The sequence below is a fragment of the Alkalilimnicola sp. S0819 genome (assembly GCF_009295635.1).
Classification (GTDB): Bacteria; Pseudomonadota; Gammaproteobacteria; order Nitrococcales; family WHIW01; genus S0819.
The window spans coordinates 247,963-263,080 of sequence record NZ_WHIW01000003.1; the positions used below are offsets into that span (position 1 = coordinate 247,963).

Annotated in this window: 14 protein-coding genes; 9 read left to right on the forward strand and 5 right to left on the reverse strand. The window is 67.8% G+C overall.

The features are described 5' to 3' along the window. Positions 1 to 78: 78 nt before the first annotated feature. From GBG68_RS04115 to GBG68_RS04125, 3 genes are all read left to right on the forward strand, one after another. Entirely contained in the window at positions 79 to 1,125 is a 1,047-nt protein-coding gene (locus GBG68_RS04115) for a phosphoribulokinase (RefSeq protein ID WP_152145414.1), read from the forward strand. A 111-nt stretch (positions 1,126 to 1,236) separates the two neighbouring features. Continuing rightward, on the forward strand, positions 1,237 to 2,352 hold the full coding sequence (locus GBG68_RS04120) for a RuBisCO large subunit C-terminal-like domain-containing protein (RefSeq protein WP_152145416.1): 1,116 nt from the start codon (positions 1,237 to 1,239) through the stop codon (positions 2,350 to 2,352). Further along, a complete protein-coding gene (locus GBG68_RS04125) occupies positions 2,349 to 2,807 on the forward strand; it encodes a cupin domain-containing protein (RefSeq protein ID WP_152145419.1) in 459 nt (152 codons plus the stop codon). Before GBG68_RS04120 ends, GBG68_RS04125 begins: the two co-directional genes overlap by 4 nt. Positions 2,808 to 2,915: 108 nt before the next feature. Here GBG68_RS04125 and GBG68_RS04130 read toward each other — a convergent pair whose 3' ends face one another. The 4 genes from GBG68_RS04130 to GBG68_RS04145 are packed head-to-tail and all read right to left on the reverse strand — an operon-like array spanning position 2,916 to position 5,162. After that, complete coding sequence (locus tag GBG68_RS04130; RefSeq protein ID WP_152145421.1) at positions 2,916 to 3,698, reverse strand: energy transducer TonB; 783 nt, start codon at positions 3,696 to 3,698, stop codon at positions 2,916 to 2,918. Further along, positions 3,698 to 4,099: an ExbD/TolR family protein gene (locus tag GBG68_RS04135; protein ID WP_152145424.1), complete on the reverse strand. Its 402-nt coding sequence runs from the start codon at positions 4,097 to 4,099 to the stop codon at positions 3,698 to 3,700. The genes GBG68_RS04130 and GBG68_RS04135 overlap by 1 nt, the downstream gene beginning before the upstream one ends. Positions 4,100 to 4,102: 3 nt before the next feature. Continuing rightward, complete coding sequence (locus tag GBG68_RS04140; protein ID WP_264297975.1) at positions 4,103 to 4,465, reverse strand: ExbD/TolR family protein; 363 nt, start codon at positions 4,463 to 4,465, stop codon at positions 4,103 to 4,105. A 19-nt stretch (positions 4,466 to 4,484) separates the two neighbouring features. Beyond that, the gene (locus GBG68_RS04145; protein ID WP_152145428.1) at positions 4,485 to 5,162 is read right to left on the reverse strand and encodes a MotA/TolQ/ExbB proton channel family protein; all 678 of its coding nucleotides are present in this window, start codon (positions 5,160 to 5,162) and stop codon (positions 4,485 to 4,487) included. A gap of 121 nt (positions 5,163 to 5,283) precedes the next feature. Here GBG68_RS04145 and GBG68_RS04150 point away from each other — a divergent pair, with 121 nt between their 5' ends. Beyond that, positions 5,284 to 6,171 carry an EamA family transporter gene (locus GBG68_RS04150; protein ID WP_226801621.1) on the forward strand — a complete coding sequence of 296 codons (888 nt, stop codon included), beginning with the start codon at positions 5,284 to 5,286 and terminating at the stop codon, positions 6,169 to 6,171. A 169-nt stretch (positions 6,172 to 6,340) separates the two neighbouring features. Continuing rightward, positions 6,341 to 8,392: an ATP-dependent helicase gene (locus GBG68_RS04155; protein ID WP_193222211.1), complete on the forward strand. Its 2,052-nt coding sequence runs from the start codon at positions 6,341 to 6,343 to the stop codon at positions 8,390 to 8,392. On the opposite strand, the gene GBG68_RS14090 is transcribed toward GBG68_RS04155, so the two are convergent. Beyond that, on the reverse strand, positions 8,370 to 8,534 hold the full coding sequence (locus tag GBG68_RS14090; protein WP_193222212.1) for a hypothetical protein: 165 nt from the start codon (positions 8,532 to 8,534) through the stop codon (positions 8,370 to 8,372). The two genes, GBG68_RS04155 and GBG68_RS14090, sit on opposite strands and share 23 nt — an antisense overlap. 269 nt (positions 8,535 to 8,803) lie before the next feature. On the opposite strand from GBG68_RS14090, the gene GBG68_RS04160 reads away from it, so the two are divergent. From GBG68_RS04160 to GBG68_RS04175, 4 genes are all read left to right on the forward strand, one after another. Continuing rightward, entirely contained in the window at positions 8,804 to 9,073 is a 270-nt protein-coding gene (locus GBG68_RS04160; protein WP_152145432.1) for an RNA recognition motif domain-containing protein, read from the forward strand. Positions 9,074 to 9,404: 331 nt separating this feature from the next. After that, the gene (locus GBG68_RS04165) at positions 9,405 to 10,763 is read left to right on the forward strand and encodes an efflux transporter outer membrane subunit (protein WP_193222213.1); all 1,359 of its coding nucleotides are present in this window, start codon (positions 9,405 to 9,407) and stop codon (positions 10,761 to 10,763) included. Further along, entirely contained in the window at positions 10,756 to 11,970 is a 1,215-nt protein-coding gene (locus GBG68_RS04170; RefSeq protein WP_152145436.1) for an efflux RND transporter periplasmic adaptor subunit, read from the forward strand. The genes GBG68_RS04165 and GBG68_RS04170 overlap by 8 nt, the downstream gene beginning before the upstream one ends. Next, positions 11,970 to 15,086 (forward strand): efflux RND transporter permease subunit, encoded by a 3,117-nt coding sequence (locus tag GBG68_RS04175; protein WP_152145438.1) that lies wholly within the window; start codon positions 11,970 to 11,972, stop codon positions 15,084 to 15,086. Before GBG68_RS04170 ends, GBG68_RS04175 begins: the two co-directional genes overlap by 1 nt. Positions 15,087 to 15,118: the final 32 nt, after the last annotated feature.

The window sequence follows — 15,118 nt, forward strand, 5'->3', positions numbered from 1 at the left end:
CAGCTGCTGCGCGGCCGTTGACAAGGGCCGCGCAGCGCGCACAATGCTGAACCCTGAACCCCGCCTGGAGTTCGCCCCATGTCCGAGCCCCTGAATACTCCCGACGCCGAGCGCCGCGCCAGCATCCGCGAACTGCTGCCCAGCGCCCATCGGCCGATCCTGCTGGCGGTGGCCGGCGACAGTGGCTCGGGCAAGACCACCTACACCGACGGTATCCGCCGCCTGCTGGGCAGCGATGTGGTGGCGAGCATCTCGCTGGACGGCTATCACAAGGAAGACCGTGCCCAGCGCCGGCTCAGCGGTCGCCTGCCGCTGGACCCGAAGGCCAATCATCTACGCCAGGCCCGGGCCGATCTGAACGCGCTGCGCGCCGGTCAGACCGTGGATATCCCCGTTTACGACCACGTCAGCGGCCGCTTCGCCGAACCGCGCCGGGTGGAACCGGCTCCGGTGATCGTGGTGGAGGGGCTGCACGCCCTGTATCCCGAGTTGCAGAAGCTCATGGACTTCACCCTCTACGTGGATTCGGACCGCGAGGTGAAGTGGCGCTGGAAGTTCCAGCGCGATGTGCACGTGCGGGGTTACAGGCCTGACGAGGTGAAACGGGACATGCAGCGCCGGGAGGTGGCCTACAAGCGCTGGATCGATTTCCAGAAGACCCATGCCGATGTGATCGTGAAGATCCACGAAAGCGAGCTGGCCTCCCTGGCGGTGGAGGAGTACGAAGGCCGCCTGCCCGATGACTGCCATCACATGGAGGTCATCGTCACCCCCACCGCCGTGCCGCTGCCCGCCCTGTACCTGCCGGTGGATCTCAACGGCATGACCAAGCAGGACGCCCTGCCCTTCATGCTCGCCAATGTGCCCAGCAGTTACTGGGGCCGGCCGGTGAACGTGGTGCACGTGGACGGCGTGATCCCCGGCGCCGCCCTGCAACAACTGGAAAACGAGATCATGAGCTACACTGGGCTCCCGGCGGTGGAGTCCCTCGGCCAGCCCTCGGTGGGGCCCGCGTCCACCCTGCGCTTCACCCAACTGCTGGTGGCCTGGCCCGCGCTGGGGCGCATCAGCGGCTTGCTGCGCGAATGGGCCACAGCGCCCCGCTCTGCCGGTCAACCCTCCTGATCTCCAGGGAGGCGCGGGGCAATCCCCATGAGCCTCCGCGACAGCCCCGCGCCGGCCCCACCCGACCCTGTTTACCCTTACAATGAAGTTTTCCAGCCCAACGAGCGAGCCATGAGCGAACGTCTTCGAGTCCACTACCACCTGCAGTGCGCGCCCGGCGAAGCCGCCGAGGAAAAGGCCCGGGGTATCGCCCTGGAGCAGACCGTGGAACTGCCGGACCGCGTGCTCAGCGCCGACGTGCGCCAACGCATGGTCGGACGGATCGAGGAGTTGCGCGCACTGCCCGAGGGCGGCCATGGCCTGATCATCAGCTATGCACAGGAAACCCTGGGCGGTGAACTCACTCAGCTGCTCAACGTACTGTTCGGCAATATCTCCCTCAAGGACGGCATACATCTAGCGCGGGTGGAATGGCCCGAGGCCGTGCTGGGCTGGCTGGGCGGCCCGGGCCATGGCATAGCCGGGGTGCGGGAGCGCCTGGGGGTCAGTGAGCGCGCCCTGCTCTGCACCGCCCTCAAACCCATGGGCAGCAGCGCCGAGGCACTGGCCACGGCGGCCCATGAATTCGCGCTGGGCGGCATCGACATCATCAAGGACGACCATGGCCTGGCGAACCAGCCCGATGCCCCCTTCCTGGACCGATTGCGCGCCTGCAGCGAGGCCGTCGCGCGGGCCAATGCCCAGTCCGGCGGGCGCAGCCAGTACTTTCCCAATGTCACCGCCGGTTACGCCGAGTTGCCGAGCCGCCTGCGGGCGGCCAAGGAAGCCGGCTGCCAGGGGGTGCTCATCAACCCCTGGATCACCGGGCTGGATGCCATGCGCTGGGCGCGGGACGAATTCGGCCTGTTGCTGATGGCGCACCCGGCCATGACCGGCGGACTGCTGCGCCCGGATCATGGCCTCGCGGCGCCGCTGCTGCTGGGCGAACTGTTTCGGCTGGCCGGCGCCGATGCCGTGATCTACCCGAATGCCGGTGGCCGTTTCGGGTTCAGCGAAGCGGGCTGCGAGGCCATCAACCGGGCCCTGCGCGCGCCCTTGCCCGGCATTCGCCCGGCCCTGCCCACCCCGGGGGGTGGCATGGATGTAGCCCGCGCGGGCTACTGGGTGAAACAATACGGCCTGGATACAGTCCTGCTCATTGGCGGCAGCCTTTATGCCCAGGGCGATATACGCACCGCTAGCCGCGCCTTGCGCGAGGCGGTGGAACAGGCAGGAGTAGGAGCATGAGCGAGCAATCGCGGATCACGCGGATGCGGGGTTACCGCTGGGACGCGGTGGACCTGAAAGAGTACAAGACCGAAGGCAGCCACTTTCGCGACATCACCCGGCAGACGCTGATGGGCGAGCGGGAAGATCAGCAGGCGCTGGCCTTTCTCACCCGGTATTTCGAGGTGCAGCCCGGCGGCTATTCCACCCTGGAGCGCCACGAACATGCCCATGCGGTGATCATCCTGCGCGGCGAGGGGGAAGTGATCCTGAACGATCGGGTGGAGCGGGTGGCAGCCCATGACTGCGTGTACATCGCCCCTTGGAGCTGGCATCAGTTCCACGCCACCGGCGAGCAGCCGCTGGGCTTTCTGTGCATGGTCAATCGGGAGCGGGACCGCCCGCAGCTGCCCGCGGAGGAGGATCTAGAGCGCTTGCGCGCCAGCCCCGCGGTGGCGAAGCGCCTGCGCGGCTGAGTCGCGATTCCCACCCGATTTCGACCGGCCTGCCTGACCGGCTACAGGGCCTCGTCCGCGCGCATTGCCATGCGCGTGTAATACGCGCCGGATGCCCTGAGCGCCCGGCTAGCGAAGCGCGAAGGACACCGGCACTTCCAGGGTCATGCGCTCTTGGCGTATGCCCTCGGGAAATGCCGGCAAGGGCTGCGCGCGCTCCAGCATCTCCCGTGCTTCCCGGTCCAGCAGCGCATGACCGGAGCCGTCCAACAGTTCGTATTCCAGCACCCGGCCCTCGCGGTCCACCACAAAGCGCAATGTCGCCACGCCTTCCTGTCGCCGCATGCGCGCCCGACGCGGATAGCGCTTGTGTCGCTCCAGCCAGGCGCGCAGCGCCGTGGTGTAGCTCCGCACTGCCCCCGGGTTGCCACCGGCCTGCTGATCGGCGCTCAAGCCGCCCAGCTCCTGCGCCGCGCCTTCCCGGGCATCGGCCTCCAGCGACTCGGCCGCCTCGCTCACAGGGGCCGCCTCGGGATAAAACTGATCGGCAACCGCGCCGCGAGGCTTCGGTTCGGGCTTCGGTTCGGGCTTCGGTTCGGGCTTCGGTTCGGGCTTCGGTTCGGGTTTCGGTTCGGGTTTCGGTTCGGGTTTCGGTTCGGGTTTCGGTTCGGGTTTCGGTTCGGGTTTCGGTTCGGGTTTCGGTTCGGGTTTCGGTTCGGGTTTCGGTTCGGGTTTCGGCTCGGGTTTCGGCGAGGGGGCCCCGGTCTTGCCGCCAGCGGCGCCCAGGGAAACCTGTATACCGGCCACCCCCGCGGCTATGGCGCCCTCGTGCTGTTCCTCGGAACGCAACTGCCAGAAAAGCCCCCCATGGAGCAGCAAGGCCAAAATGAACGCAAGAGTCCAACGCGCCATCAGCCGCCCCGCACCGTCAACAGCCGAAAATCCTCCACACCCGAATCTCGCAGCAGATTCATCACCGCCATCAGCCGTGCGGCTTCGATGTCCCCGTCGGCCTTCAGCTGCACGATGGGGGGGCGCTCCACCCGCAGCCGCTCACCCAGCCGCACCCGTAACTGCGCGTCCTCCAGCTCCTCGCCGTCCAGGGCCAGGCGTCCGTCCGCGGCCAGCAGCAGGCGCAGGGCTTCTTCCGGCGCTTCCGCCTCGCTCAAGGACTCCGGTGGCGTCACCGGAAACAGCTCCGGGCGGGTGAAGGTACCGGCCAGCATGAAGAAGATCAGCAACAGAAAGACGATGTTGATCAGCGGGACCAGGTTCTCCTCCTGCTCCCGCCTCTGGGGGGCGGCCAGGCGCATGGCTCAGTCCTCGTCCAGGGAGATGTTCCGCGCGCCCGCCAGGCTAAGCCTGTCCATCACCGCCACAATGCGCTCCAGCGGAACCGCGGGCTCGGGCACTATGCGCACCGCGCGACCAGGATCGTCACCGAGCAGGCCGGCCACGCGTCGCTCCAGATCCGCCAGCCCCAGCACATCTCCCTGCAGGCGCAGGCCACCATTGCTCAGCACCTCCAGGCGCAAGGCGGTCTCTTCGGTGGCGGCAGCACCGCCCTCGCCCGGTACGGAGAGGCTCAGGGAGCGCCACTGGTTGAAGTTGGTCGCCAGCATGAAGAACACCAGCAGAATAAAGACGACATCGATCAGCGGCGTCAGGCTGACAGCCATCCGCCGGCGCGGAGGCGAATCAATGTTCATTGGCAGCGGCGCGCAGCGGCGCGGGCTCCCGGTGTGGCTGCGGCGACGGCGCCTGGGTGAACACACGGGTCACCGCGTCCTCCATCCGGTGGCGCACGCCATCGACCCTGCGCTCCAGCCAATGTAGCGCTGCCACGGCGGGGATGGCCACGGCGAGGCCCGCGGCAGTGGTCAGCAGCGCTTCCCAGATACCACCCGAGAGGATGGACGGGTCCACCTGGGACCCGGCCGCCTGCAACTGCTGAAACGCGGTGATCATACCGAGCACCGTCCCCAGCAGCCCCAATAGCGGGCTCAGGGTGCCGATGGCCTCCAGGCCACGCAACTGGCCCCGCAGCCGCTCGAGTTCCAGCGCCGCCACGCGGGCGGTTTCCTCGCGCACCGTGGCTTCCACGGCATCCGGTTTGCTCTGCCCCTGCATGGCCACACGCAACACGCGGTTCACCGGGCCGCGGCCCTCGCCCAGGGCGCTCAGAGCCTCCCCGGTTCGACCGGCACGCCACAGCCCCAGCGCGTGGTCGTCCTGTGCCGGGTTGCCGCGCTGGACGAAGAACTGCCACAGCTTGACTAGAATGATGGTCACCGCCAGCACAGACAGCAGCGCAAGGATCATCATTACCGGCCCGCCGTTGCTGAGCAGTTCGGCGGTGGCTTGGACAGCCGGCATGGCAGTCTCCCGGGTAGTGGCATACGATTCGGGGGATATTAATTTTGTTGCGAATGGTTTGCAATAAAGCCCGCCCCGGCGCTTGACCGGGCCGCCGCCAGGTCAGAGGATGCCCGGTTTTGTGCCGGACCGACTCGAAACCATGTTGCTGCTTTGGATCGTCACCGCCACCTGGGCGGCCAGCTTCTCGCTCATCGGCGTCTACCTGGCGGGGCAGGTGGACAATTATCTGGCCGTATTCCTGCGGATGGCGCTCGCGCTGCTGCTGTTCCTGCCCTTGCTGCGCCCCTCCCGCGTGACGCCGCGCAGGCGCTGGGCTCTGATGGCCATCGGCGCGGTGCAGATCGGCATGACCTATCTGTTCCTCTACCACGCCTTCACCTATCTGAGTGTCGCGGAGGTGCTGCTGTTCACCATCTTTACCCCGCTCTACGTGACGCTGATCGACGAACTGATCCTGCAGCGCCGCCACCTGCCCCTGCGCTGGTGGCTGGCGGCTGCGGTGGCGGTGCTGGGGGCGGCGGTGATCCGCTATGACGGCATCAATGCGGGCTACCTCACCGGCTTTGCCCTGATTCAGGGGGCGAATCTGTGTTTCGCCGCCGGCCAGGTGGCCTACAAGCGTCTGCCTCTGGGTACGAACCGAGATCAGGTTCAGGCCTTTGGCTTCTTCTTCCTGGGCGCGGCGCTGCTCAGCGGCGTGGCGATGCTGCTCTTCACGGACTGGCGTATGCTGCCCAGCGGCGCTCTGCAATGGGGGGTGCTGCTCTGGCTGGGGCTAGGCGCCTCGGGGCTCGGGTACCTGGGCTGGAACATGGCCGGCAAATGGGTGAACACCGGCCAGCTCGCCACCATGAACAACGCGCTCATTCCGGCCGGCATCCTGGTGAACTACCTGTTCTGGGGCCGCGATGTGGACTGGAGCCGGCTCGCCCTGGGCGGTGGAATCATTGTCTTCTCCGTCTGGCTTTGTCGCCAGCGCCCTGGCCCCTGGCGGGAGCGGCCTTGATTGCGAAATCTTCCCGGGCCATCGCTCCTCCGGCGCGGTAGCCATCGCCCGACACTTCCCGGCCTGGGCCGCCCCCAGAGAGGGGTCTTCCGGAACCGGGGACGGCGCGGCTAACTTCTCGGCAGTTGCGCGGGTACAATCCTCGGCTCGCCATATCCCAGAGGCCATCATGCTCGATCAGGACCAGGCTCAGGTCGTCGCCCACAACACCGGACCCGCGGCGGTGCTCGCCGGCGCGGGCTCCGGAAAGACCCGCTGCACCACCGAGCGCGCGGTGCGCCGGCTCACCCAGGCCGGGGTCCCCAGCGAGGGGCTGATCCTGCTCACCTTCACCAACAAGGCCGCCGCCGAAATGCGCGAGCGGCTGGGCCAACGCCTGCCCTCGGGTTTCAAGCTGCCCTGGATCGGCACCTTCCACAGCTTCGGCAACCGCCTGCTGCGCATGCACGGCAAGCACATCGGCATCCCCCGCAACGCCACCCTGATGGATGCCGACGACGCCGCCCGCATGCTCGACGCCTTCCTCGCCGCGGGCTTCCCCGACAAGGGCCGACGCCTGGACGCCATGCGCATGTACGAAACCCTCTGTGCCCACGGCCTGGACATCACCGAGGAGGCCGAGCGCCCGGCCATAGAACGGCTGTGTGACGACAAGGGCTTCCCTGGCGGCGCCAAGACCGGCCTGCTCACCGCCCTGGCTCGTTACGAGGCGGAAAAACGCCGCGCGGCGGTGCTGGATTTCTCCGACCTGATCCTGCTCCCGGCCCGTCTGCTGCGGTGCCAGCCCGACCTGCAGCAACGCCTGCGCGCCCAGCTCAAGGACGTCACCGTGGACGAAGCCCAGGACACGGACGGCGCCCAGTTCCGCCTGCTCAAACTCATCACCCCCGAAGACAACACCGTGCTGCTGGTGGGCGATGACGATCAGGCCATCTACGAGTGGCGCCACGCCCGCCCCGAGAACATGCGCGATTTCATCGATGAGTACGGCGCGGTGATCTATCGCCTGGAACGCAACTACCGCTCTACGCCGGCTATCGTCAACGGCGGCACCGCCCTGGTGCGTCACAACGAGAACCGGCTGGAGAAGAACCCCTACCCGGTGCGGGGCGCGCCGGCCTCCGACCTGGTGCAGTTGCTGGAGTACGAGGACGCCGAGGCCATGGCGGAAGGCGTGGCCGATCGCATCGCCACCGCCACCAGCCTGGGCACCAGCCCGGCGGACATCGCCGTGCTGTACCGCAAGAACCGCCTCTCGCGCACCGTTGAAACCGCCCTGCTGCGTCGGGGCATTCCGTACCGCATCAAGGCCGGCACCGATCTGCTCAGCTACGCCGATGTGCGCATGATGCTCGCCGCCGGACGCCTGGCCGCCAATCGACGGGACATAAGGGCGCTTTCTCGACTCGCGGACCTGGTGCCGGGCCTGGGCGCCAAGGGTGTCGCCCAGATGATCGGCGCCGGCGACCAACCCCTGCTGCAGTTGGGCCGTCTATCGCCCAAGGCCGCCAAGGGCGTGCGGGAACTGAGCACCGTCCTGGACCAGCTCTATCAGCAGGGACCGGGCAGCTTGCTGGAATGGTGCCGAGACACCCCTCTGTTCCGCGCCTGGCTCAACCAGCGTGCCGCCGCGCAGTTGAAGGCCGCCGGGCAGAGCATGGGCGGCGTGGAACTGCAGCAGGCCCTGCGCCCCGCCCAGGGCCGCATGCGCGCCGTGCAAATGGCCATGAGCAAGCGCATGGACAGCAGCCGCGACCAGCCCGGCCTGGAGGCTCGCTGGGCGGCGGCCTTGGAGGTGGTGGCCGCCGGCACCGACGAGGCCGAATCGGATCAGCCCAAGGTGACCCTCTGTACCATCCATGCCTCCAAGGGCCTGGAGTGGCCCCAGGTGCACCTGTTCGGCTTCTCGGAAGGGCTCATGCCCATGGAGCGCGACCAGGTGGTGGAGAACCTCGCCGAGGAGCGGCGCTTGGCCTATGTGGCGCTCACCCGCGCCCAGGACAACATCACGCTCCACCATGCCGACCGGGTGGACCTGGCGGTAGGCAAGGGTGCCGAGCGCCTGGCGGTCTCCCGTTTCGTGGCCGAGATCAGCGCCGGGCACCAAATTCAGGTGCTGGACCGGCGCAGCGGCGCGGCCCCCCAGGCGGAAGAGAAAAAAAGCGGCCGGGATTGGCTGGCGCAGATGCGCAAGGCAGTCAGTCAAGAGGCGTCGGAATAGCCTCGCGTTCCGCCACAGTCTGAGCCTCCCCCGGCACAGCCTGTCGGGCCTCGCCAGGCCACCGGACCAGCCCCGGCCCCTGCACCGCGGTCGCCACCAGGGCCAGGCCGGCGAATGCCAGCATCGCGATCAACACCCTCATGCCTGCCTCCTCTCGGGCCGGGCACTCAAAGCTCTGATGTGAGGCCCTGCACCGGACCGCGCAAGCGCGGGAAAACCGCTTGCGCGGCCGATCAAGGCTGCGGTAATGTCGATTGCGGTTTGAAACCGCTGGCTTGCGTGATACCCGCCGAACCAAGGCACCTTAGCCTTCACCTGCGCCGGATTCCCACGAGACGACGGATGGACGACCACACGGACGGCCCCCCGTGGCCGCGTCAAGCGATCGTATCTACGAGTGATTGAAGCCTTATGAAGTCGATCTATGTGGGCAACCTGCCCTTCAGCGCCACCGAAGATGAAGTGCGCGATCTGTTTGCCGAATTCGGCAATGTGGAATCCGTGCGCCTGATGACCGACCGTGAAACCGGCCGCCCCCGCGGTTTCGGTTTCGTGCAGATGGCCCCGTCGGACGCCGACGCCGCCATCGAAGCCCTGGACGGGAAGGACATGGGTGGTCGCAACCTGCGCATCAACGAAGCCCAGGAGCGCAAGCCCGCCGGCGGCCCGCGTCGCTGGTAAGCCGCTTCGACTGGCTGAAAAGCCGGGCCACCCTCGGGTGGCCCGGCTTTTTTTGGTTCATCGCGGGTTGGCGGGACAACCAACAGGCCTCCCGATTCTGCTGATGGCCGGGCCTGCAAGCTTGGCGCGGGCCCTGGGGCGGATACGGCCGGCGGCGGCCGACGATTTGACACCGGGCTGCGCCCGGGCTGTTGTACAAGAGAACCCATCGCGCGGAACCGACACGGGCACCTCGCGGTCAACACCATGGCCGGGCGTTGTCGCCAAGGCGCAAGCAACAGAAACCGAATCCAGACCGAACACTTTGAAGAGCGCGACCTGCACCCGCCGCATGATTCTGTCCGGCCTGCTGGCCTTGAGCCTGGCTGGCTGCGCGGCTGTGCCCGAGCGGCAGAACGCCATGGAGATCGCACCGTTGCCGGAGCAGTTCTCCGCCAGCGGCGATCAGCCGCTGCCGGATCGCTGGTGGCGCCATTTCGACAGTGCCGAGCTCGACCGATTGGTGGAGTCGGCCCTGGAGGAGAACTTCACTCTCGCCGCCGCCCGCGCCCGGCTGCAGCGGGCCGCTGCGCTGGCCCGCCGCGCGGGGAGCAACCGCTACCCCTCTTTGGAGCTGAGCGGCGGTGCCCGACGGGAGAACAGCCGCAGGGCTGATGCGGAACGACATTGGTCGGCGGGCCTGGCCGCGGGTTATGAAATAGACCTGTGGGGCCGAGTCGCCGCGGATACCGATGCCGCGGAGATGGACGCCGGGGCCAGCGCCGCGGCCCTGCGCAGCGCCGCCATCAGCCTCTCGGCGGAAGTGGCCGACAGTTGGATGCAATGGCTGCAGGCCCGGGAGCTGGCGGCATTGCTGGAGCAGCAACGCCGGGTGAACGGGCAGGTGCTGGAGATCGTCGACTTGCGGTACCGCAACGGCGCCGCCAGTGCCGACGAAGTGCTCCGACAGCGCCAACTGGCCGCCCAGACTGAAGCGGCCATCGTGGAACAGGCGAGCAAAGGGTCGCTGCTGCGCCAACGCCTGGCGGTACTTGTCGGCCGCTTGCCCGGCGAATTGCAGCTCTCCGAGCCGGCATCCGCTCCAACAGCGCCCGACCTGCCCGCCACCGGCCTGCCCGCCGACTGGTTGCAAAGACGCCCGGATCTGCGCCAGGCCTGGTATGAGCTTGCCGCCGCCGACGCCCGTCTGGCCTCCGCGGTGGCGGCGCAATACCCACGCTTCAGTCTCAGTGCCTCGCTGGCTTACGGGGCCCCTTCGCTGAGCGGTCTGTTCGACAATTGGCTGGCGGGCATAGCGGCCAACCTGGCGGTGCCACTGCTGGACGGGGGCCGCCTGCGGGCCGACGTGGATGCCGCCGCCGCGGCCCGCGCGGTCGCTTTCAATGACTATGCCCAGGCGCTGCTGGAAGCGGTCGCCGAGGTGGAAGCCGCATTGGAGATGGAGCAGCGGGACAGGCGGCTGCTGGAGAACCTGCAACAGCGCCGCCGCCGCGCGGATCACATCGTCGAGCAGCTGCGTTATCGCTACATCAACGGCAGCGCGCAATATCTGGAAGTACTCAACGCCCTGGAGAGCCAGCAGCAGGTGGATCGCGCACTGATCCAGGGCCGTTGGCGGGTGCTTCGCAATCGCATCACCCTCGCCCGCAGCCTGGCCGGCGGCTGGCCACAGGACCTGGAACATGACTGACCGCAACCAGGCAGGCTGGGCCCACAAGGCCCGCCGAGCCCTGCTCACCCTGATCCCGTTGCTGGTACTGGGCGGCGCCCTGCTGATCGCCTCGCGACTGCTGGAGACCTCGCCCCAGGCGGGTCGGCGCCCGCCGCCGGAACGCCAGGCGAGGCTCGTGCAGGTCGAGCCGGCTCAGCGTTTCCAGGAGCGCATCACGCTCACCGCCTGGGGCGTGGTGAAGCCCGCCCGGGAGTTGCACCTGCGGGCACAGCTCAATGCCCGGGTAGCCTCGGTCGCCGACGCCCTGGACCCCGGTGTCCGGGTGGGTGCCGGCACAGTGCTGGTGCAACTGGAACAGGCGGACTTTCGGCTGGCACTGGCCAACGCACGCGCCGATTTGACCCGCGCCCAGGCGGATCTGGCTCTGGAGATGGGGCAACAGGCGGTAGCCCGGCGAGAGTACGAACTGCTGGGCAGCGATGTCAGCGAGCAGGAACGTCGCCTGATGCTGCGCGAACCGCAGCTCGCCAGCGCCCGCGCGGCCGTGGCCGCGGCGGAGAACCGGGTAGCGGAGGCCGAACTGGCCCTGCGCCGTACCCGGATCAACGCCCCCTTCCCGGCCCTGGTAGTGGAACGGCAGGCCGCCCCCGGCTCGCTGGTCAGCAGTGGCACGGATCTCGCCCGCCTGGTGGGCGTGGAGCGCTGGTGGGTGGAACTTGCCGTACCGGTGAACGCCCTGCGCTGGCTGGAATTCCCCACAGCGAACGGCGAACCCGGCTCCAGGGTGCGGCTCTACGACCAAGCCGCCTGGGGCGAGGGGGTATACCGTGAAGGCCGACTGATCCGCCTCTACGGGGGCGTAGAGGAGCAGGGCCGCCTGGCCCGTTTACTGGTCGAGGTGAGCGACCCGCTGGCAAGCCAGACCACGGATGCTCCGCCGCTGCTGCTGGGCAGCTTCCTGGAGGCGCGCATCAGCGGCCGGCGGCTGGACGATGCCATCGCCGTGGACCCGGCCTGGCTGCGGGGCGGGGATCGGGTCTGGGTGATGGGCCCGGATGATCGCCTGGACATGCGTCCGGTGGAGGTATTGCACCGCGGGCGTGAGCGGGTGCTGCTGCGCGGTGAGCTGCGCCCCGGCGAGCGTATCGTCACGACCCCCATCAGTGGGGCCGCTCAGGGCATGCCCCTGCGCCTCGCCGGCGCCGGATCGGACGGGCAACGCTGATGGCCGAGCCGCAGCGCCAGAGCCGCGGGGTGATCGGCTGGATAGTCGAACACCGGGTGGCGCCCAATCTGCTCCTGCTGGTGCTGATCCTGGGCGGCCTGTTCATGAGTACCCGCATCCAGCAGGAAGTGTTCCCGCCCTTCGAGACGGAGATGGTCACCGTTAAAGTGGCCTACCCCGGCGCGACGCCCGAGCAGATCGAACAGGGCATTCTGCTGCCCATCGAATCGGCGGTGCAGAGCATAGCCGGCATCAAGGAGATGCGCGCCACGGCCAGCGAGGGCAGCGGCACCGTGCGCCTGGAGCTGCTCGCCGGCACCGATCAGCAGCGCACCTATCAGGAAATCGAGCAGGCGGTCGCGCGCATAGACACCTTCCCCGATGACGCCGAGCGCCCCCGGGTGGCCATGCCCGTATGGCAGCGGGAAGTGATGGACGTAATGGTCTATGGCGAGGTCTCGGAGCACAGCCTGCGGGAGGCTGCCGAGCAGCTGCGGGATGCGCTGATCCAGACCCCGGGCATCACCCAGGTGGAACTGCAGGGGGTGCGCGAGTACGAGATCCATATCAATGTGGACGCAGGCCGATTGCGCGCCCACGGCCTGAGCATAGAGCAGCTCTCCCGCACCATCGCGGACAACGCGCTGGACCGTTCCGCGGGCCGGCTGCGCACGGACAACGGCCGGCTGCTGTTGCAGATGGATGAGCGCCGCGCCCGGGCCGAGGATTTCGCCGATCTGGTGATCCTCCAAGGGGACGGCAGCGCCCTGCTGCGCCTGGGGGATGTGGCAGAACTGCGCGAAGGCTTCGCCGATTCCGACCAGGCGGCCTGGTTCGAGGGCAAGCCGGCGATCAATGTGGCGGTTTACAGGATGGGCGAGCAGACGCCCATCGGCGTATCGCAAGCCGTGCGCGAGGCCCTGCCCGGGCTCACCGCCGATCTGGCGCCCGCCATCGAGACCGCGGTGCGTAACGACCGGGCGGAGATCTACCGCGATCGGCTGCAACTACTGCTGAAGAACGCCTTCCTGGGGCTGATGCTGGTGCTGGTGCTGCTCAGTATCTTTCTGGAATTCAAGCTCGCCTTCTGGGTCACCGTGGGCATCCCCGCCTCCTTCCTGGGCGCCATGTTGTTCCTGCCCGGCATGGGCGTGTCCATCAACATGGTCTCCATGTTCGCCTTTATCGTGGCGCTGGGGATTGTGGTGGATGACGCCATTGTGGCCGGGGAGAACATCTACGAATATCGCCAGCGGGGCATGAAGCCCATGCAGGCGGCTATTCAAGGCGCCCGGGATATCGCCATTCCGGTGATCTTCGCCGTGCTCACCAATATTGTGGCTTTCCTCCCCATGGCCCTGATTCCCGGCCATTTCGGCCAGATCTGGGCGGTCATTCCCGCCGTGGTGGGCACGGTGTTCGCCATCTCCCTGGTGGAGGCGCTGATCATCCTGCCCTCGCACCTGGGGCATGTGCGGGAGGGCTCGACCCGGCTGATGGCGCCGATACACGCGCTGCAGCAGCGCTTCAGCCGCGCCTACAGCCGCTTCATCGAACAGCGCTACGGGCCGCTGCTGCGCTTTTCCATGAACCACCGCTACATCACCGTGAGTCTGGCGCTCGCCCTGCTGCTGCTCGCCTTCACCTGGCCCATGAGCGGCCGCATGGGCTTCATGCTGATGCCGCGGGTGGAATCCGACGCCGCCGCGGCCAGCGCCGAGCTACCCCAGGGGGCCAGCCGCGAGCAGGTAGCCATGGTCGCCCGCCGGCTGGATGCCGCGGCCAGGCAGGTTATTGCGGAGAATGGCGGCGAGCGCCTCAGCGAAGGCGTGTTCACCCGCGAGAGTGGCAATAACGTGGAGCTGCGCGTTTACCTCACGCCTCCGGAGCAGCGCCCCATCAGCACCACCGAGTTCGCCCGCCTGTGGCGCCAGGCCAGCGGGGAGCTGGCCGGCGTCGAGAGCCTGAGCTTTCTCAGTGATCGCGGCGGGCCCGGGAGCGGCGCGGCCATCAGTCTGCGCCTGAGCCACCGGGACACCGCCCTGCTCAACCGCGCCGCCCAGGACATGGCCCGACGGATGCAGGAGATCAACGGCGTCACGGAAACCGATGATGGCTACCGGGACGGCAACCCGCAGTGGAGCCTGCGCCTGAGCGAATCCGGCCGGGCCCTGGGGCTGAGCGCCAACGATATCGCCAGCCAGGTGCGAGGCGCCTTCTTCGGTGCCGAGGCAATCAAGCAGCTGCGCGGACGCAATGAGGTGACGGTGCGGGCGCGGCTGGCCGGTCCGGAGACCTGGTCGCCCAGCGATGTGCGGGATTTCATGGTGCGCACCCCCGCCGGCACCTATGTGCCGCTGACCCAGGTGGCCCGCATCGAACCGGGCTTGAGCCTGCCGGTAATCCAGCGCGAGAACGGCCGCCGAACCCTCACCGTCACCGCCGATGTGGAGCCGGCCAGCGCCACCCAGCAGGTGCTCAGCGCGGTGCAGCAGGACATTCTTCCCGCGCTGTTGCGGGACTACCCGGGCCTGAGCCAGAGCATGGCCGGGCGCCAGGCCAGCATGCAGGATGCGGTGGGAAGTTTCTTCTACACCGCCACCCTGGCACTGCTGGCCATCTACGTGCTGCTGGCCATTCCCTTTCGCAGCTACATCCAGCCGCTGATCATCATGATCGCCATTCCCTTCGGCGCGGTGGGGGCGATCCTGGGGCATCTGCTGATGGGCTACAGCCTGAGCCTGATCAGCATCATGGGCATGATCGCGCTCTCCGGCGTGGTCGTGAATGGCTCACTGGTGATGATCGATTACGCCAATGCCCGCCGCCGAGAGGGCCGCGATGCCTACACCGCCATGGCGCTCGCCGGGGTACGCCGCTTCCGCCCCATCATGCTCACCACCCTCACCACCTTCGGCGGCCTCGCGCCCATGATCTTCGAGACCTCGCGCCAGGCACGGTTCATGATCCCCATGGCCATTTCCCTGGGCTACGGCATCCTCTTCGCCACGGCCATCCTGCTGCTGCTGGTGCCCTCGCTGTATATGATCATCGAGGACTGCAAGAACCTGTTCAGTGAGCGCCTGCCCGCACGGGGACATACGCCGTCAAGCTGAACTTGCATTCCTGGATACTTCAGAAATATCCG